The sequence below is a fragment of the Flavobacterium sp. AK-301 genome (assembly GCF_058310215.1).
In genome coordinates this window covers 311,059-328,754 of record NZ_JBZEES010000002.1, presented here as the reverse complement: position 1 = coordinate 328,754, position 17,696 = coordinate 311,059, and the positions used below count along the sequence as shown (strand labels likewise).

Annotated in this window: 16 protein-coding genes; 12 read left to right on the top strand and 4 right to left on the bottom strand. The window is 31.0% G+C overall.

Going from position 1 to position 17,696, the window contains the following annotated elements; all coding sequences use genetic code 11:
• Nucleotides 1–3 precede the first annotated feature (3 nt).
• From AC4FQX_RS04950 to porX, 4 genes are all read right to left on the bottom strand, one after another.
• Entirely contained in the window at nucleotides 4–378 is a 375-nt protein-coding gene (locus AC4FQX_RS04950) for a DUF4258 domain-containing protein (RefSeq protein ID WP_491166566.1), read from the bottom strand.
• Nucleotides 379–535: 157 nt separating this feature from the next.
• On the bottom strand, nucleotides 536–1,729 hold the full coding sequence (locus AC4FQX_RS04945; RefSeq protein ID WP_491166565.1) for an alanine dehydrogenase: 1,194 nt from the start codon (nucleotides 1,727–1,729) through the stop codon (nucleotides 536–538).
• Nucleotides 1,730–1,783: 54 nt separating this feature from the next.
• Entirely contained in the window at nucleotides 1,784–2,191 is a 408-nt protein-coding gene (tsaE, locus tag AC4FQX_RS04940; RefSeq protein ID WP_491166564.1) for a tRNA (adenosine(37)-N6)-threonylcarbamoyltransferase complex ATPase subunit type 1 TsaE, read from the bottom strand.
• Between the two features lie 8 nt (nucleotides 2,192–2,199).
• Nucleotides 2,200–3,753, bottom strand: coding sequence for a T9SS response regulator signal transducer PorX (porX, locus tag AC4FQX_RS04935; RefSeq protein ID WP_491166563.1), 1,554 nt, complete (start codon nucleotides 3,751–3,753; stop codon nucleotides 2,200–2,202).
• Between the two features lie 174 nt (nucleotides 3,754–3,927).
• Between porX and AC4FQX_RS04930 the strand changes: the two genes are divergently transcribed.
• The 12 genes from AC4FQX_RS04930 to AC4FQX_RS04875 all read left to right on the top strand — a co-directional run bounded on the left by AC4FQX_RS04930 (nucleotide 3,928) and on the right by AC4FQX_RS04875 (nucleotide 17,637).
• A complete protein-coding gene (locus tag AC4FQX_RS04930; protein WP_491166562.1) occupies nucleotides 3,928–5,163 on the top strand; it encodes an HD domain-containing protein in 1,236 nt (411 codons plus the stop codon).
• Nucleotides 5,164–5,196: 33 nt separating this feature from the next.
• A complete protein-coding gene (lpxD, locus tag AC4FQX_RS04925; protein ID WP_491166561.1) occupies nucleotides 5,197–6,216 on the top strand; it encodes a UDP-3-O-(3-hydroxymyristoyl)glucosamine N-acyltransferase in 1,020 nt (339 codons plus the stop codon).
• Between the two features lie 13 nt (nucleotides 6,217–6,229).
• Nucleotides 6,230–7,618, top strand: coding sequence for a bifunctional UDP-3-O-[3-hydroxymyristoyl] N-acetylglucosamine deacetylase/3-hydroxyacyl-ACP dehydratase (locus tag AC4FQX_RS04920; RefSeq protein ID WP_491166560.1), 1,389 nt, complete (start codon nucleotides 6,230–6,232; stop codon nucleotides 7,616–7,618).
• A 12-nt stretch (nucleotides 7,619–7,630) separates the two neighbouring features.
• The gene (gene lpxA, locus AC4FQX_RS04915; RefSeq protein ID WP_491166559.1) at nucleotides 7,631–8,416 is read left to right on the top strand and encodes an acyl-ACP--UDP-N-acetylglucosamine O-acyltransferase; all 786 of its coding nucleotides are present in this window, start codon (nucleotides 7,631–7,633) and stop codon (nucleotides 8,414–8,416) included.
• A gap of 16 nt (nucleotides 8,417–8,432) precedes the next feature.
• A complete protein-coding gene (gene efp, locus AC4FQX_RS04910; RefSeq protein WP_491166558.1) occupies nucleotides 8,433–8,999 on the top strand; it encodes an elongation factor P in 567 nt (188 codons plus the stop codon).
• Between the two features lie 117 nt (nucleotides 9,000–9,116).
• Nucleotides 9,117–10,046 carry a UDP-3-O-(3-hydroxymyristoyl)glucosamine N-acyltransferase gene (locus AC4FQX_RS04905; protein ID WP_491166557.1) on the top strand — a complete coding sequence of 310 codons (930 nt, stop codon included), beginning with the start codon at nucleotides 9,117–9,119 and terminating at the stop codon, nucleotides 10,044–10,046.
• A 136-nt stretch (nucleotides 10,047–10,182) separates the two neighbouring features.
• Nucleotides 10,183–11,055 carry a succinate--CoA ligase subunit alpha gene (gene sucD, locus AC4FQX_RS04900; RefSeq protein WP_491166556.1) on the top strand — a complete coding sequence of 291 codons (873 nt, stop codon included), beginning with the start codon at nucleotides 10,183–10,185 and terminating at the stop codon, nucleotides 11,053–11,055.
• Nucleotides 11,056–11,399: 344 nt separating this feature from the next.
• The gene (locus tag AC4FQX_RS04895) at nucleotides 11,400–12,740 is read left to right on the top strand and encodes a polymer-forming cytoskeletal protein (RefSeq protein WP_491166555.1); all 1,341 of its coding nucleotides are present in this window, start codon (nucleotides 11,400–11,402) and stop codon (nucleotides 12,738–12,740) included.
• Between the two features lie 255 nt (nucleotides 12,741–12,995).
• On the top strand, nucleotides 12,996–13,436 hold the full coding sequence (locus tag AC4FQX_RS04890) for a KTSC domain-containing protein (protein ID WP_491166554.1): 441 nt from the start codon (nucleotides 12,996–12,998) through the stop codon (nucleotides 13,434–13,436).
• 230 nt (nucleotides 13,437–13,666) lie between these two features.
• Nucleotides 13,667–14,614, top strand: a complete 948-nt coding sequence (locus AC4FQX_RS04885) for a hypothetical protein (RefSeq protein ID WP_491166553.1) — start codon at nucleotides 13,667–13,669, stop codon at nucleotides 14,612–14,614.
• A 176-nt stretch (nucleotides 14,615–14,790) separates the two neighbouring features.
• Nucleotides 14,791–15,537 (top strand): 3-oxoacyl-[acyl-carrier-protein] reductase, encoded by a 747-nt coding sequence (fabG, locus tag AC4FQX_RS04880; protein WP_491166552.1) that lies wholly within the window; start codon nucleotides 14,791–14,793, stop codon nucleotides 15,535–15,537.
• Nucleotides 15,538–15,609: 72 nt separating this feature from the next.
• Nucleotides 15,610–17,637: a hypothetical protein gene (locus AC4FQX_RS04875; RefSeq protein ID WP_491166551.1), complete on the top strand. Its 2,028-nt coding sequence runs from the start codon at nucleotides 15,610–15,612 to the stop codon at nucleotides 17,635–17,637.
• Nucleotides 17,638–17,696: the final 59 nt, after the last annotated feature.

Here is a 17,696-nt window from a genome sequence, read left to right as displayed (position 1 = left end):
AAATTAATCTTTTTTTATGTCTTTTAATATGACTCTGTCTGACATATTGATGATTTCAATAGTAATAGGCTGATTTTTAGTTGTTTTTCCTTTAACAATATATAATTTGCCTTTATCCTGCGGAATATTACTTTTACCGAAATCTACTTTTCCGTATTTCATACTGTTTTTAATATCTATGGTATCAACCCATTTTTCAGCAAATTTTTGTGAAGCTTCTGCAGAATATATAATAGGTTTACTGCTTAGGTCATTTAAAACTCTTGAATTAGGAAAATAGGTACAGCGGGTATTTTTACCACCTAAAAAGAACAGTAAGAATAAGACTCCAATTCCAAAACCTAACATATAATAGGCTAATCTGTGAACGAATTTCATTGAATTTATTTATTATTTAGATGCAAATATAATCGATTATTAGATTATTAGATAGTTTGATTTTTGGATTTATCAAGGTTATCTGGCAAAATCTCTGATTTTTTAAAAATATTGGTTAGTTCCTGACTTATGAAGGATTAGATTTTAATATTACATTCTAAAATACAATCAAATTAATATCTCTGTAAGAAAGATCAAACCATTCGCCAATTGATTTATTGGTTAAAACACCATGATACATATACACTCCGCATTTTAAACCGTCATTGCATCTTATAGCGCTTTCTATTCCTCCATCTTCGGCAATTTGAATGAGATAAGGCGTTAGGATATTACTGATAGAAAGGGAAGCGGTTTTAGAATATCTCGAAGGAATATTCGGAACACAGTAATGAATCACATTATTTTTTATAAAAGTAGGTTTTTCATGAGTCGTCACTTCTGAAGTTTCAAAGCAACCTCCTGTATCAATACTGACATCTACGATCACAGCACCTTTTTTCATATATTCTACCATGGTTTCAGTAACCACTACCGGACATCTTCCTTTTCCTCTCATGGCTCCAATAGCAACATCACAACGACGTAAAGCTTTTAATAGCCCTTTATTTTGTATGGTAGAAGTAAAAATGCGCTGATTTAGGGCGTTTTGTAATCTTCTTAGTTTTGTAATAGAATTATCAAACACTTTTACGGTTGCTCCAAGGCTGATCGCTGTTCTTGCAGCATATTCTGCTACTGTTCCGGAGCCTAATATCACAACCTCCGTAGGAGGAACTCCAATAATGTTCCCAAATAGCAAACCTTTTCCAAAATTCTGATTAATCATTAATTCTGCAGCAATAAGTATAGAAGCGGTACCGGCTATTTCACTTAAGGATTTTACAGCAGGGTAGGAACCGTCAACATCTTTAATAAACTCAAAGGCAAGAGCGGTAATTCTTTTTGCTTCCAGTGCTTCAAAATAAGCTTTTTTCTGGGTTTTTATCTGTACTGCTGAGATTACCAGTGATTGCATATTCATCATTTCAATTTCTACAAGGGAGAGAGGTTCTACTTTTAAAATTATCGGACATCCGAAGATTTTTTTAGTATCCTGAGTTATTTCTGCTCCGGCTTCGCTATATTCTTTATCGCTATAACTTGAACTTTGACCTGCTCCAGCTTCAATCATTACACGATGCCCATGAGACGTAAGTGAATTGACTGCATCAGGAGTGAGACAGATTCTTCTTTCCTGATAACTGGTTTCCTTAGGAATTCCAATAAACAATTCACTCTTGTTTTTTGAAATTTCAAGTTTTTCTTCCTGAGGGATAAGTTGTTGCTTAGTAAAAGGAGTTATTAGCATAATACTTAGATGAATAATTGATAAAATTACGAAAAAAAACAACTAGTTAATTTACTATTTCATCAATAATTGTCTTTTACCATCCGGAGAACGTTTTAATCGTATTACAGTATGTTCTGTGGGGATTAGATTAGGGATTTTTTCAGCCCATTCAATAAAACACCATTCATCAGAATACAGATATTCATCAATACCCATATCATAGGCTTCTTCTTCTTTATTTAAACGATATAAATCAAAATGATATATCGTTTCTCCATTTTGTGTCTGATATTCATTCACTAACGAAAAAGTAGGGCTGCTTGTAGCATCAGTAACGCCCAAAGCTTTTGATAAGGCTTTGATCAGAGTTGTTTTTCCAACTCCCATTTCTCCATCAAATAAAATTATTTTATTCGGATTCTGTTCAACTATTAATGAGGCAACCTTATCAATTTCATCCAGTAAAAAATATATTTCCATCTAAATTTTTATTTAGGATTAAAAATCAGGAAGGGAACGATCATTTCTTCTAATGAAATACCTCCATGTTGATAAGTGTTTCTGTAATAGCTTGCATAATGATTATAATTATTAACGTAAGCCAAAAAGAAATCATTTTTTGCAAAAATATAAGAACTGGTCATACTTAAAGTAGGCAGATGTACTTTTTTTGGATCTTTTGCACAATAGACATCTTTTTCTTCAAATGTAAGACTTCTTCCTGTTTTATATCTAAGATTAAGACTTGTATTTCTGTCTCCAATCACTTTAGAAGGATTTTTTACATTGATAGTACCGTGATCTGTGGTCAGGATTAATTTGAAACCCATTTTTTGTGCCTGTTGGATCATTTCTAAAAGAGGGGAATTCTTAAACCAGCTTGAAGTGAGAGAACGATAAGCTTTATCATTAGAAGCTAATTCCTTAACAACATCCATTTCTGTTTTCGCATGCGAGAGCATATCAACAAAATTATAAACAATAGTTGTCAGATCATTGTTTTTTAATGTTTTAAAATTATCAACTAATTTTTTCCCGTCTTTATAGTTGGTTATTTTGTAGTATTCCTGTTTTATATTTAAGTTCAGTCTTTTTAACTGTTCTCTCAAAAATTCTGCTTCATATAAATTTTTCCCACCTTCATCAATATCATTTTTCCAATACTGTGGATACATTTTTTCCATATCTAAAGGCATCAGACCTGAAAATATTGCGTTTCGGGCATATTGTGTCGCTGTAGGTAAAATAGCGTAATAAGCAGTTTCTTTTTCCAGTTTATAATAATTGTCAACAGTACTTTCAAAAGCTTTCCACTGATCATAACGTAGATTATCAATTACAATAAATAAAATTGGTTTATCCTTTTTTTTAATTTCAGGAACTACTAATTCCTTAAATAGCCTGTGAGACATAACTGGTTTATCACTGTCTTTATCAAACCAAGATTCATAGTTTTTTTCAATAAATTTTCCAAATTGAGCATTGGCTTCCGCTTTCTGAGATTCCAGAATTTCGATCATACCCAGATCGTTAATATTTTCCAGTTTAATTTCCCAAAAGACCAACTTCTTATATAATTCAATCCAGTCTTCAAAAGAATTGACCATTGCCAGTTCTATAGAGATTTTTCGGAATTCTTTTTGATAATCCAGTGTTGTTTTTTCTGTAATGAGTCTGGAGTTATCCAGGTTTTTCTTTAAGCTTAGTAATATTTGATTGGGGTTTACCGGTTTAATTAAATAATCTGCTATTTTAGAACCGATGGCTTCCTCCATAATATATTCTTCTTCACTTTTTGTGATCATAATAATCGGAACAGAAGATTTCTTTTCCTTTATTTCAGCCAGAGTTTCCAGTCCATTCATTCCTGGCATGTTCTCATCAAGAAAAACAATATCAAAATTATCATCATCAAAGAGATCAATAGCATCACGACCATTGTTGCAGGTAGTTACTTTGTAGTTCTTTTTTTCAAGAAATAATATATGTGGTTTTAAAAGATCTATTTCATCATCAACCCAGAGTATTTTTATAGAATTCATATTTATTGTTTCAGTAATGTTTAAAAGTAATATATAAAGTGACTAAATTAGTAATGTTTAGAGGTTAAAACTCTTAAATAAATTGTAAAATTTAAAAGATTATCATATACTTAAATTGTTATATTCTTATTCTAAGTTCTAAATAATTATATTTGCATTAAATTTGAATAAAAAGTGAACATAATCAATAAACAAAAGATATTAAACGATCCTATTTATGGGTTTATTACTATTCCTAATTCTTTAATTTATGATTTAATTCAACACCCTTATTTTCAGAGACTAAGAAGAATATCTCAGATGGGGATGTCTTCTTTAGTTTATCCCGGAGCTCATCATACCCGTTTTCATCATGCGTTAGGCTGTATGCATATTATGCAGAAAGCTATTCAGGTTTTACGTTTTAAAAATATTCAAATATCTGAAGCAGAAGAAAATGCATTGTATATTGCTATTTTATTACATGATATCGGACATGGGCCGTTTTCTCATGCTATGGAACGCAGTATTGTTGAAGAAGTAAATCATGAATTAATATCTTTATTGTTTATGAACAAGCTGAATGAAGAATTTAAAGGACAATTAGATTTGGCTATTCAGGTATTTAAAGGTAAATATCACAGAAAATTCATGTTACAACTGGTATCAAGCCAGTTAGATATTGATCGTCTGGATTATTTAAAAAGAGACAGTTTTTATTCAGGTGTAGCAGAGGGAAATATTAATTCTGAACGTTTGATTCAGATGATGAATGTTGTAGATGATGTACTTGTTATAGAAGAAAAAGGGATTTATTCTGTAGAAAAGTTCTTAGTAGCCCGACGATTGATGTACTGGCAGGCTTATCTGCATAAAACAAGTTTAGTTGCAGAACAGATTCTGACCAGAATATTAAAAAGAGCAAAAGAATTAACACAAAAAGGAATTATTTTATCCTGTAGTGCACCGTTACAGTATTTCCTTAAAAATAAAGTGGCACTTACTAACTTTAATAATGTAACATTAGATAAGTTTGCATTATTAGATGATTATGATATTATTAGTGCTATCAAAGGATGGCAGTTTCATGATGATTTTATTTTAAGTTCATTGAGCCGAATGATTATTAACAGAGATTTATTGAAAATAAGATTAAGCCGTGATAAATATTCTAAAGAGGAGATTAATACTTTGAGAGAAACATTTGCCGCTGAAAATAATCTTTCACTAAAAGAAGCTTCTTATTTTATATTTAAAGGTAAAATAAAGAATCAAGCCTATAATAAAGAGGGGGAACCCATACAGATATTGAAAAAAGACAAGACCATTGAGGATGTTTTATTAGCTTCAGATCAGTTAAATCTGAAAGCTTTGTCAAAACCGGTAACCAAATATTTTATTTGTTTTCCAAAAGTACTTGTTGAAAATTAAGGTTTAATTTTAAAATTTTATATTTTTGTCGCAATGAAATTTACAGCACAACAAATAGCAGGTATTTTAGAAGGTGAAGTTGAAGGAAATCCTGAGGCAGAAGTTTATAAATTATCCAAGATAGAAGAAGGGACAGAAGGATCGTTAACTTTCCTTGCAAATCCTAAATATAATAATTATATCTATTCCACACAGGCTACCGTTACTATTGTTAGTAATACCTTTGTAGCAGAGTCTCCGGTAACTACTACTCTAATCAGGGTAGAAGATGCTTATAAAGCATTTTCAAAGCTTTTAGAGTATTATAATCAGGTAAAACTGAACAAGAATGGAATAGAACAGCCTACAGTGATCTCTGATAATGTAAAATATGGAGAAAATTTGTATTTGGGTAGTTTTAGTTATTTAGGTGCTAATGTCGTTATTGGTAATAATGTAAAAATTTATCCGAATAGTTTTATTGGTGATAATGTTGTTATTGGCAACAATGTTATTATTTTTGCAGGTGCAAGAATTTATTCTGAAACCATTATAGGTAATGATTGTGTAATTCATTCAGGAGTAATTATAGGAGCAGACGGTTTTGGTTTTACTCCAAATGAAGAAGGTATTTACAGTAAAGTACCACAAATAGGGAACGTTATTCTTGAAGATAGTGTAGAAGTAGGTGCCTGTACAACAATAGACAGAGCTACTTTAGGGTCTACAATTATTCGAAAAGGAGTGAAGCTTGACAATCAGATTCAGATTGCTCATAATGTAGATATTGGAGAAAACACAGTAATAGCTGCTCAAACCGGTGTTGCAGGATCAACAAAAATCGGAAAGAACTGTATGATTGCAGGACAGGTAGGAATAGCAGGACATATTACAATAGGTAATAATGTTCGTATTCAGGCCCAAACAGGTGTTGGTAAAAATATTAAAGATGGTGAAGTAATTCAGGGAACCCCTGCATTTGGATTTAATGATTTTAATAAATCGTATATTCATTTTAAGAATTTACCGAAAATAGTAGCTGATCTTAACAAAGTTTTAAAAAATAAAAAATAAAAAAAAGTATACAATGGTTAAACAAAAGACCATCCAAAACGAGATCTCCCTTAAAGGAGTTGGATTACACACTGGAATAGAAGTCACAATGACATTTAAACCTGCTCCAATAAATAACGGTTATACTTTTATTAGAGTAGATCTGGAAGGAAATCCTGTTATTGAAGCCGATGCAAATTATGTTGTTAATACTCAGAGAGGAACTAATTTAGAAAAAAAAGGAGTGAAAATCCAAACATCGGAGCATGTTCTTGCTGCTGTTGTAGGTTGTGATATTGATAATATCATTATTGAGCTGAATGCTTCTGAACCTCCTATTATGGACGGTTCTTCTAAATATTTTGTTGAAGCCATTGAAAAGGCAGGTATTAAAGAACAGGATGCTGAAAGACAAGTATATGTTGTAAAAGAAGTTATCTCTTATATAGATGAAACTACAGGAAGTGAAATTTTGGTAATGCCTTATGATGATTATCAAGTAACAACAATGGTAGATTTCGGTACAAAAGTATTAGGTACTCAGAATGCTACTATGAAAAGCATAGCTGATTTTAAGACTGAAATATCAAATGCAAGAACATTCAGTTTCCTTCATGAACTAGAAGCTCTTTTAGAACATGGTTTGATTAAAGGAGGAGATTTGAATAATGCTATTGTATATGTTGATAAAGAAATTTCTCCAAGCACAATAGAAAAATTAAAGGTAGCATTTGAAAAAGATTCTATTTCTGTAAAACCTAATGGTATACTGGATAATCTTACACTACATTATCCTAATGAAGCGGCACGACACAAATTACTAGATGTCGTGGGAGATTTGGCATTAATAGGTATAAAAATCAAGGGAAAAGTTATAGCTAACAAACCCGGACATTTCGTAAATACTCAGTTTGCAAAAAAACTATCTAAAATAATTAAAATAGAACAACGTAATCAGATACCTGTCTATGATTTAAATCAGGAACCTTTAATGGACATCTATAAAATCATGAGCATTTTACCACATCGTCCTCCGTTCTTACTGATAGATAAAATTATAGAACTAACGGATAATCACGTAGTAGGTTTAAAAAACGTTACTATGAACGAGCCTTTCTTCGTTGGTCATTTCCCTGATGCACCTGTAATGCCGGGAGTTCTTATTGTTGAGGCAATGGCACAAACAGGGGGGGTGTTAGTTTTAAATACAGTTCCTGATCCGGAAAACTATTTGACTTATTTCATGAAAATTGATAAAGTTAAATTTAAACACAAAGTGTTACCTGGTGATACTTTAATATTTAAGTGTGATTTGATTATGCCTATCAGAAGAGGAATATGTCATATGCAAGCAAATGCTTACGCTAACGGAAAGTTAGTAGCTGAAGCTGAATTGATGGCTCAAATTGCTAAAAAGAACTAAACATAAAGATTTATGAATCAACCTTTAGCATACGTTCATCCGGGAGCTAAAATTGCCAAAAATGTGGTGATAGAGCCTTTTACGACTATTCATAATAATGTTGAAATTGGAGAAGGAACCTGGATAGGGTCTAATGTCACCATAATGGAAGGTGCCAGAATTGGAAAAAATTGCAATATATTTCCGGGAGCCGTAATATCAGCAGTTCCACAAGATTTAAAATTTGGTGGTGAAGAATCATTAGCTATAATAGGTGATAATTCTACAATAAGAGAATGTGTGACTATTAACAGAGGAACAATTGCTTCCGGTCAGACCAAGATTGGAAAAAATTGTTTGATTATGGCAACTGCACATATTGCTCATGACTGCCATATCGGAGATAATGCTATTATTGTAAATGGTGTTGCCCTTGCGGGACATGTTGTTATAGGTAACTATGCTATTATTGGAGGTCTGGCTGCTGTACATCAGTTTATTAATATTGGTGATCACGCTATGATTTCAGGAGGTTCTTTAGTAAGAAAAGATGTTCCTCCTTATACAAAAGCAGCAAAAGAACCTTTATCTTATGTAGGGATTAACTCTGTAGGATTAAGAAGAAGAGGCTTTTCTACTGAAAAAATAAGAGAAATCCAGGATATATACAGAATTCTGTATCAAAAAAATTATAATACAACTCAGGCCTTAGGAATAATTGAAGCAGAAATGGAAGCAACTCCTGAAAGAGATGAAATTATTCTTTTTATCAGAAATTCTTCTCGCGGAGTAATGAAAGGATATTCCGGAAATTATTAATATAAAAATATAAAACATGGCAAGTACATCAGACATCAGAAACGGATTATGCATCAGATTCAATAATGATATTTATAAAATAGTTGAATTTCTTCATGTTAAGCCAGGAAAAGGACCTGCTTTCGTAAGAACAAAACTAAGAAGTTTAACAACAGGAAGAGTATTAGATAATACTTTTTCTGCAGGACATAAAATTGATGAAGTAAGAGTAGAAACACATAAATTCCAATTTTTATATCCTGAAGGAGATCAGTTCCATTTTATGCATGTTGAAACTTACGAACAAATTTCTCTGAACAGAAATGTATTAGATGCTCCAGATCTATTAAAAGAAGGGGAGAATGTAATGATTATTATGAATGCAGAAACAGAAGCTCCATTATCTGTAGATATGCCACCTTCTGTTGTTCTTGAAGTTACTTACGCTGAGCCAGGAATAAAAGGAAATACTGCTACTAATGCTACAAAACCGGCAAAAGTAGAAACAGGTGCAAGCGTTAATGTTCCTTTGTTTATTAATGAAGGAGATAAAATTAAAATTGATACAGCTACAGGTTCTTACATGGAGCGTGTAAAAGAATAGATTAAAAATAGGATAGCGTCTTAATTTTTAAGATGACAAAAAAATCTAAATTGAGGTTGCAGTATAACAGATAGTGCAGCCTCAGTCATTTAGAACACCATTTAAGATAAGTTGCCAATGAAATTCCCTAAAATATATTCTTTAAAAGAAATTGCTGCTATTATTGACTGTAGTTTTGTCGGTGATGAAAATTTCTCTGTTCACGGAATGAATGAAATTCATATTGTAGAATCGGGAGATATTGTTTTTGTAGATCATCCCAAGTATTATGATAAAGCTCTACAATCTGCTGCTACAATTATTCTTATTAACAAAGATGTAGAATGCCCTGAAGGTAAAGCCTTGTTGATTTCTGATGATCCTTTCAGAGATTTTAATAAATTGACTAATCATTTCAGACCTTTCAGATCCGCAAGTACTGCTATTTCCGATTCTGCTGTAATTGGAAAAGGAACTGTAATCCAACCTAATGTTTTTATCGGACATAATGTAACGATTGGAGAAAACTGTCTGATTCATGCTAATGTTGCTATTTATGATAATACCGTTATTGGTAATAACGTTGTTATTCATGCAGGAACCGTATTAGGAGGTGATGGTTTTTATTATAAAAATCGTCCTGAAGGTTATGATCAGTTAGTATCAGGAGGAAGAGTTGTACTTAAAGACAATGTTCATATTGGTGCTTTATGTACTATTGATAAAGGAGTTACGGGAGACACTACTATTGATGAAGGTACAAAACTGGATAATCAGGTACAGATAGGTCATGATACTGTAATCGGTAAAAAATGTCTGATTGCTTCACAAACCGGAATTGCCGGCTGTGTAATTATTGAAGATGAAGTGATGATATGGGGACAAGTAGGTATCGTTAGTGGAATCACTATTGGTGCAAAAGCTGTTTTACTGGCTCAGACAGGAGTTACAAAATCTATTAAAGGAGATAAAAGTTATTTTGGAACACCGGCAGATGAAACCCGTGAAAAATTAAAACAAATTGCCAACGTAAAAAAAATTCCTGAAATTTTAGAAAAACTAAAATAATAAGAGATTTTTTACAATAAAATAAGGGTAACCGGATTTCTTCTTGTTAGATAAAGTTGTTTAAAAACTTTATTCTTTCGCATCAAAACCGTACTTTTGCAACACAATTTTTAAAAACAATTTTAATATATATATCATGAGTGTTTTAGTAAATAAAGATTCTAAAATAATTGTTCAGGGTTTTACAGGAAGTGAAGGAACTTTCCACGCTTCTCAAATGATTGAATATGGAACAAACGTAGTAGGTGGTGTAACTCCGGGAAAAGGTGGAACAACCCATTTAGATCGTCCGGTATTTAATACAGTACAAGATGCTGTTGAACAAGTAGGTGCAGATACAACTATTATTTTCGTTCCGCCAGCTTTTGCTGCTGATGCGATTATGGAAGCTGCAAATGCAGGTATTAAAGTAATCATTACAATTACTGAAGGTATTCCGGTTGCGGATATGATTAAAGCTTATGATTATATTCAGGATAAAGACTGTAGATTAATAGGTCCAAACTGTCCGGGTGTTATTACTCCTGGAGAAGCTAAAGTTGGAATTATGCCAGGCTTCGTATTTAAAAAAGGTACTGTAGGAATTGTTTCTAAATCAGGTACTTTAACTTACGAAGCTGCTGACCAGGTTGTTAAACAAGGTTTAGGTATTACAACAGCTATCGGTATCGGTGGTGACCCGATCATTGGAACAACTACTAAAGAAGCAGTTGAATTATTAATGAATGACTCTGAAACCAAATGTATCGTTATGATTGGTGAAATTGGAGGTCAATTAGAAGCAGATGCTGCCCAGTGGATCAAAGCAAATGGTAACAAAAAGCCAGTTGTAGGATTTATTGCAGGTGAAACAGCTCCAGCAGGTCGTACAATGGGTCATGCAGGTGCTATTGTAGGTGGATCTGATGATACAGCTGCTGCTAAAAAGCAAATTATGAGAGATTGCGGTATTCACGTTGTAGATTCTCCAGCTGAAATTGGTAAAAAAGTAAAAGAAGTTTTAGGATAAAATCTAAGAGTTTCCTTCCCCATTATATAAAGCCCTGATCTCTATTGAAATCAGGGCTTTTTTTATTTACATTTTACAGATTGCTTATTAGTATTTAGCTATGGTTTTTAATAAAAAATAAGAAATATTCTATTTTTTATTAAAACAAAACAGTACATTAGCTATTTATTTTTTTATGATAAAAAATAATTTGTTACCCAAAAATGGGAGGGTAGAGAACCTTTAGTATTTCCGAAAATAGAGTACTGGCAGGAACCGTAATATCTAATAATTAAAATAAATTACTATACTGATAAAATAGCTTCAAATCTATTATATTTGTCTGTGTATAAAAATAAAATAGAATGTCTCAGTTTAAATTACTTACTGTTTCAGATATAAAAAATAAATTTCCGTTTTTAACGAATTTTGAAGGATTTGATCCTTATGAAGACTGGAATAAAAATGATTATTTTTTAGTAGCCGAAACAGACACGGTTCTGAAAGGAAATCTAATCCTTGATTTTTTTGAAAATGAAAATAAAAAGGACCTTCTTAAATTTCTGGGGATTAAAGAGAAAATATCCTCAAACAGAGAAGTACAAGGAATACTATTATTAGGTGATCTTACTGTTCAGGGATGTATTATAAATGAAGAAGGGGATTATGGTCCGTTTTTTTACAGCAAAGGAAATATAACATGTCAGAGTATGTTACTGGGTGGGTGTTATGTAGAAACAGAAGGTAATATAACTGCAGAAGAAGTTGTTATGACACATTACAATCATGGTTTTCTGAATTGTAAAGGAATTATAAAAACACCTGTATTTATTATAGACGATCATTATACTACATTTGGAGATCAGGAAACAGAACTTTTTTATTATAATGATACAATAGAAAATACGCATCCTGTAGAAAATGACTGCCATGATGATGAGAAAACAGGAGAATGGGTTTGTTCCTCTATATTATTACAACATTTAGATAATTCTTTAACTACAACTTTTGAAGAGCTACAAAGAGATCTGATACAGGGTGAGAAAGTATTAAAACGTTCTGAAAAGCCGGTAAAAGACATTACTTACTGGCAACAAAAAGTAAAGACAAATTATAGAGATTTGGCTCGTGTTCCTATTTTTTATAAAGATGAAACCTTATACAGAAGCGCTTTAAATCAGAGCTATTTAGCATTTTCCTATATTGAAGAAGATTTTATTACCTCTGAACTATGTCTTGAGATTATTCAGAAAAACGGATATGCATTACGAGTTCTTCCTGATCATTTTATAACACTAGAACTTTGTCTGGCTGCTGCAGAAAGAGGAACATATCTTTCCTATATTCCTGAAAAATATTATACTGAAGAACTAATTCTTATTGTAATGAGAAATAGTCTAAACGAACCTGATATACAGGATGTTCCTGCTTCTTTTATTACAAAAAGTTTACTAACTGAATATGTAAAACTTGGGAAAGGATTATTTCTTGATAAGATTTGTAAAGCAAATGCTATTGATAAACTTGAAGTGCTATATATAGTAATTGATTCAGGAATAAACTATTTAGAAAATATTTTTGGTCACCACTCTAGTAAAGAAACTCTTGAATATGCTACAAAACGCTATAATACTCCTGAATATAAAGAACAATGGAACTATTATTCAGAAAAGTATAAAATAAAACTTAACCGATTTAATAGTTAGTATTAAGATTTAATTTTTTCAGTCTAAAAACCTAAGGTCAAATGTCTTAATGATAAATTATCAACTATATTAGAGGTTCTGCTAGTAATTGTAACGCAATTGTTACAAATTTTACAGTTAAATCTCCAGCTCTATAAAAACTATCAATTATCAACTATTAATTATCAATTATATAATGTACTTTTGCACAAATTATTGTTTTGGAGTTAAATAGATTAATCTCTTTTAAAAGCAATAAGGATTTTATTTTTATTTATGAAAAGAATTATTGAGTACAGAAAGCTTTTGGGTGTAGAGAAAACAACTGAATTAAAAGAACTGAAAACGATTTATCGTAATTTTATGAAGGAATATCATCCTGATAAAATTCAGGATAATGAAGAAGCTAAGTTAGACGCAGAAGAGAAAAGTAAGGGGATTATAGAAGCCTATCATTTTCTGGTAAGCGTTGCTCCTGAAACAATTGAAAATGCTTTGCCGGAATATACAGAGACTACAACAAAAGCCAGTATTCTGGACTTTGAATATGAACGTTCCGTATTAAAAATAATATTTACTAATGGTAGTGGTTATGAATACTTTAGCGTGCCTAAAGCAACTTATATTAAAATGATTAATGCTGATTCACCGGCACGTTTTGCCAGAAGACATATTTATAATTCTTTCATTTATAGAAAAATAAGTAATATTGAATAATATTCTCTTAGAACATAATATAATATTCTAAAAAAATAAAATTTCTTAAATGAATTAAATCAGGTAAGATTGAACGAATAAAGACAGCTTTATACATAACATTTGTATAGAGCTGTCTTTAATTTATAACATTATGCTTTTACATTCACTATATTATTAGTGTTTAAAATCGGTTATTATTAATATATCTTATATATTAGTGAAATTTTAAACCTAAAGTTAAAAATATAATGAAAGAATTAATAAAAAATAAAAGTTTTAGAAGTGCTATATTTGTTTTTATAATTGCTTTCTCTTCCTTTCTTGCTTTTGAACCTTTATTTGAGCATTTAGGACAAAAAGCAGCCCAGGAATTTACAGCAGCTATATTTGGAACTATTTTTGCAGCTGTAATTACCATGGTTCTTTTAAATAAACAGACCGAAACAGAGGTAGAACGTAACCGAAGTGAAAAAGTTTTTGAACAGAAAATAGATTTATACAATCAGGTAATTGACCGATTACAATCGCTTTATGAACAATTGGATAATAATAATCAGGCAAAAATAGAACGTTCACAGATCATACAAATAGAGTTTTTACTGGCTAAAATGATTATGGTCGGCAATTATAAGACTATAAAAGAATTTAAGTCCTTCTATCAGAATTTAACAAACAACTACATTCCTGAAACGCAAATATTAACTTTAAATGCAAATCACAAACAGGCAATCTTTCGTTTTGCTGATTATTGCAGAGAAGAATTAGGATTATCTGATAAAAATCTCGAAAAAGAGATATTAGAAGATATTGTTTTACAGGGAGAATTATTCTATAATATGCAGCAGAAAGGTATTATAAATCCCGATACAGAAGAAACGATTAAGGATATTTATGGCTTTTTAGCCTTTGATCTCAGCCTGCCAATAGAAAATATCCATTTTTTACCGAATGGTTTTGAAGCTTATATAAATAAGACTCATTCTCCTTTAACCATATTTTTAGAATGTTCTATAACGGATCAAAATATTTATTTAAAAATCCCTATTTCTAATCAGATCCAAGATTTTAAATTTCAAGCAGATAAAAATACATTTATAATAAAACCATCTGAAAGAGAACAGTTTATTACTCAGCAAAAAAACATAGAAAAGGTAATTGAACAGAGTTATGAAGTGGTTAGAAGGCAAAAGAAATAGAGTAATACGATTTTTCTTTCATTTATATTCTGATATTTTAATTATCTGCTTCAACATATTAGTTCCTAATTATTATATTTGTTCTTTCATAAATATAAATGAATTGAAAGAGAATAGAAATATTTCATATTAGGAAATAGAATATATTCTGTCTAATCCATAAAACAATAAATAAAATGAAATTATTAGAAGGGAAAACAGCTATTATTACAGGAGCAAGCAGAGGAATAGGTAAAGGAGTAGCAGAAGTATTTGCAAAACATGGTGCTAATATAGCTTTTACTTACAGTACATCTGCCGAAGCGGCTAAAGTTTTAGAAAATGAACTGATCGCTTTAGGAGTAAAAGCAAAAGGATATCAATCTAATGCAGCTAATTTTAATGAAGCTCAGAAATTAATAGATGATGTTTTGGTTGATTTTGGAGCTATAGATATACTAATTAATAATGCAGGAATTACAAAAGATAATCTTTTAATGCGTATTTCCGAAGATGACTTTGATAAAGTAATAGAAGTAAATCTAAAATCTGTTTTCAATATGACAAAAGCAGTACAGAAAACGTTCTTAAAACAACGTAAAGGTTCTATTATTAATATGAGTTCCGTTGTAGGCATAAAAGGAAATGCAGGACAAACTAATTATGCTGCTTCAAAAGCAGGTGTTATTGGTTTTTCTAAATCAGTAGCTTTAGAGTTGGGATCAAGAAATATCCGTTGTAATGTAATTGCACCCGGTTTTATTGAAACAGAAATGACAGGAAAACTACCGGAAGATGTAGTACAGGTATGGAGAGAGAATATTCCTTTAAAAAGAGGAGGAACTCCGGAAGATGTTGCTAATGCATGTGTGTTCTTAGCTTCTGATTTGTCTGCTTATGTTACAGGGCAAGTATTAAACGTAGATGGAGGAATGCTTACTTAATATACTTTCAAAAGAAGTGATATAGATGTATTAAGAAAATACATCGTTAATTATAAAATTTTAAACTGAATAATGACTTTAAATACTGTTTTATTATTACTGCTATCAGCTATTATAGCCATTATATCAGCTTATTTTCAATATTATTATAAAGTCGGAAAAAGGTCAAAAGTATACTTGCTTTTGGCTTTTTTACGCTTTTTCACCATTTTCGGAATACTATTATTACTTATTAATCCAAAAATTACCAGAAATACTTATCAGATAGTAAAACCTCCTTTACCAATAATTATTGACAATTCAGCTTCGATAAAAGAACTTAAACAGAATGAAACTGCAATAGTTCTTTATTCTAAAATAACTGGTAATAAAGCCTTACGAGAAAAATTTGATGTACAATCATATTCTTTTGACAGCGAAATGATTTCTACTGAAAGTTTTACTTTTACAGGACATCAGACGAATATTGATCTGGTTGCCCGAAATTTAAAGAATTTATACAAAAACAGTACATTTCCAGTTATTTTGCTAACGGATGGCAATGCAACCATCGGAAGTGATTATATATATAGTTTTAATCCTGATAATGCAGTATATCCTATTGTTTTGGGTGATACTACGACCTATATGGATCTGAGAGTAAACCAGCTAAATGTAAATAAATACGCTTTTCATAAAAATAAATTTCCGGTAGAAATTTTTCTGCAATATACAGGAAATAAACGCCTGCCTGCAGTCTTTACAATTACACAGGGAAATACGACTGTTCATAAAGAAAATATTGTTTTTTCAGGAACTGGAAGATCAGCTGTGATTACTGTATTATTACCTGCAGAAAAAACGGGACTACAAGTTTATAAAGCAACTATAGCTTCTGCTGAAACAGAAAAAAACAGCTATAATAACACCAAAAATTTTGCTGTAGAAGTGATCGATCAGAAGTCAGAAGTAGCTATTGTTTCTGCAATTAATCATCCTGATATAGGAGCTTTAAAACGCTCTGTTGAAACGAATCTTCAACGTAAAGTAACTATTGTTAAACCAAATGAAATCAATGAGTTACATAAATATAATGTTTTAATTCTGTATCAGCCAACAACTGCTTTTAAAACCCTTTTTGAAACAAACAGAACAGCAGGGATCAATACCTGGATCATTACAGGACTCAATACAGATTATCTCTTTTTAAACCAGCAGCAGAGTAATTTTGAATTTCGATTAAGCCCACAGAAAGAAGATTATCTGGCAAGCTTTAATTCTCAGTTTAATTTGTTTGCAATAGAGAACACTGGTTTTGAAAATTATCCACCTTTGCAGAATGCTTTTGGAACCATTCAGCCTAAAGAAAATATAAATATACTTTTATTTTCCAGAATAAGAAATATAGAAACTAACGCTCCTTTACTTACTTATATGGAGAATGGAGGGCAACGCAATGCATTTTTATTCGGAGAAAATATATGGAAATGGCGTCTTCAGAATCATATTGAAAAAAAGAATTATGAAAATTTTGATCTGTTTATTGATAAAACTATACAATTTTTATCCTCAAATAGCGTTAAGAAATCATTAGTTGTAAACTGTGAATCTTTTTATAATTCAGGAGATGCGATTACCATTTCTGCCCAATATTTCAATAAGAATTATGAATTTGATGAAAATGCACGTTTAACGATTGCAGTAACAAATAAAAATAATAAGCAGACTAAAAACTATGATCTTTTAAAAGGAAATAATCTTTATAAAGTTAATTTAGACGGGTTAGCAGCGGGAGAGTATACTTTTACAGTAAAAGAAAAAATTTCAAATACAACTTATAATAGTTCTTTTGAAGTATTGGATTTTGATATAGAAAAACAGTTTGTTAATCCGGATTTGAATAGATTAACACAATTAGCACAACAAACTAAAGGAAAATTATATTTTACAGATCAAGTGGACGATCTAATCTCTTCTTTGCTAAAAGATCAAAAATATAAAGCAATTCAGAAAGAAATAATAAAGAAAACACCTTTGATAGATAATATTATTTTATTGATTATCATTTCTTTATTCTTAATTGCAGAGTGGTTTATCAGAAAGTATAATGGATTGCTATAAGTTAAGGGTTTAAAGAAAACAAAATAGATTAAGCGTAAATAATGGATTCTTTCATTATT

Bases quoted from the DNA above. Each gene is read 5' to 3' on its own strand.
- AC4FQX_RS04950 (WP_491166566.1), bottom strand. From the start codon at position 378: ATGAAATTCGTTCACAGATTAGCCTATTATATGTTAGGTTTTGGAATT.
- AC4FQX_RS04945 (WP_491166565.1), bottom strand. From the start codon at position 1,729: ATGCTAATAACTCCTTTTACTAAGCAACAACTTATCCCTCAGGAAGAA.
- tsaE (WP_491166564.1), bottom strand. From the start codon at position 2,191: ATGGAAATATATTTTTTACTGGATGAAATTGATAAGGTTGCCTCATTA.
- porX (WP_491166563.1), bottom strand. From the start codon at position 3,753: ATGAATTCTATAAAAATACTCTGGGTTGATGATGAAATAGATCTTTTA.
- lpxD (WP_491166561.1), top strand. From the start codon at position 5,197: ATGAAATTTACAGCACAACAAATAGCAGGTATTTTAGAAGGTGAAGTT.
- AC4FQX_RS04920 (WP_491166560.1), top strand. From the start codon at position 6,230: ATGGTTAAACAAAAGACCATCCAAAACGAGATCTCCCTTAAAGGAGTT.
- lpxA (WP_491166559.1), top strand. From the start codon at position 7,631: ATGAATCAACCTTTAGCATACGTTCATCCGGGAGCTAAAATTGCCAAA.
- efp (WP_491166558.1), top strand. From the start codon at position 8,433: ATGGCAAGTACATCAGACATCAGAAACGGATTATGCATCAGATTCAAT.
- AC4FQX_RS04905 (WP_491166557.1), top strand. From the start codon at position 9,117: ATGAAATTCCCTAAAATATATTCTTTAAAAGAAATTGCTGCTATTATT.
- sucD (WP_491166556.1), top strand. From the start codon at position 10,183: ATGAGTGTTTTAGTAAATAAAGATTCTAAAATAATTGTTCAGGGTTTT.
- AC4FQX_RS04895 (WP_491166555.1), top strand. From the start codon at position 11,400: ATGTCTCAGTTTAAATTACTTACTGTTTCAGATATAAAAAATAAATTT.
- AC4FQX_RS04890 (WP_491166554.1), top strand. From the start codon at position 12,996: ATGAAAAGAATTATTGAGTACAGAAAGCTTTTGGGTGTAGAGAAAACA.
- AC4FQX_RS04885 (WP_491166553.1), top strand. From the start codon at position 13,667: ATGAAAGAATTAATAAAAAATAAAAGTTTTAGAAGTGCTATATTTGTT.
- fabG (WP_491166552.1), top strand. From the start codon at position 14,791: ATGAAATTATTAGAAGGGAAAACAGCTATTATTACAGGAGCAAGCAGA.
- AC4FQX_RS04875 (WP_491166551.1), top strand. From the start codon at position 15,610: ATGACTTTAAATACTGTTTTATTATTACTGCTATCAGCTATTATAGCC.